Below are 1,102 nucleotides of genomic sequence, written 5' to 3' on the forward strand. Positions count from 1 at the left end.
CAAGGGCCAGTTTTCCTTCGCCATGGATATTCACGGCAAGGTTTTCAGCATATCGGCGATAACTATCCTGCTGTTCGTGTTCCTGACGCTGGCGCTGCAGAACGAAGTAGCTCCGCTGTTCGGCGCGCTGCGCGGCTGGCTGACAGCCAATCTAGCCTGGTTCTTTCTGGGTGCGGCCAACATCTTCGTGGTGCTGTGTCTGGCGTTAATCGTGTCTCCATTGGGCAAGGTACGGCTCGGCGGGATGGATGCAAAGCCTGACTACAACTATATGGGCTGGTTCTCGATGCTGTTCGCGGCTGGTATGGGCATCGGTCTGATGTTCTATGGCGTGTCCGAGCCGATGTCGCATTTTTCGTCCGCGTTGGGCGGCACCGCAGCTGAAGCGGGTGTGCGCACCGACTGGGCGCCTCTTGGCGCTGCCGGCGGTGATGTCGAGGCGGCTGCACGACTGGGCATGGCGTCCACAATATTCCATTGGGGCCTGCATCCTTGGGCGATCTACGCCGTGGTGGCACTCGCGCTGGCGCTTTTCTCGTTCAACAAGGGCCTGCCGCTGAGCATACGCTCGATTTTCTATCCAATTCTGGGCGAGCGGGTGTGGGGCTGGCCCGGCCATGTGATCGACATTCTGGCGGTGTTTGCCACGCTGTTTGGTCTGGCCACGTCACTGGGTCTGGGTGCTGAGCAGGCGGCTGGCGGGATCGACTATCTGTTCGGCATAACTGCCAACAATACCAGCAAGGTGCTACTGATCGTCGGTATTACCGGGATAGCGCTGGTGTCAGTCCTTGCCGGGCTGGACAAGGGCGTCAAGCGTCTTTCCGAGCTGAATCTGGGGCTGGCCATTCTGCTGCTGGGATTCATCATTCTGGTCGGGCCTACCATGGCGATCTTTACCGGTTTCTTCGACAACCTGGGGGCGTATCTGCAATATCTGCCGGCCCTGTCCAATCCGGTCGGACGTGAAGATGCCAACTTCAGTCAGGGCTGGACTGCCTTCTACTGGGCGTGGTGGATCAGCTGGTCGCCCTTCGTCGGCATGTTCATTGCTCGAGTGAGCCGTGGCCGCACCGTGCGAGAGTTTCTGATTGCGGTATTG

1 protein-coding gene is annotated in these 1,102 nt (G+C 59.3%); it reads left to right on the plus strand.

Going from position 1 to position 1,102, the window contains the following annotated elements:
• On the plus strand, window positions 1-1,102 hold a 1,102-nt coding region (locus ABYA88_RS16530), incomplete at both ends, for a BCCT family transporter (RefSeq protein ID WP_373188473.1).

Source organism: Halopseudomonas sp., from assembly GCF_041579695.1.
Taxonomy (GTDB): domain Bacteria; phylum Pseudomonadota; class Gammaproteobacteria; order Pseudomonadales; family Pseudomonadaceae; genus Halopseudomonas.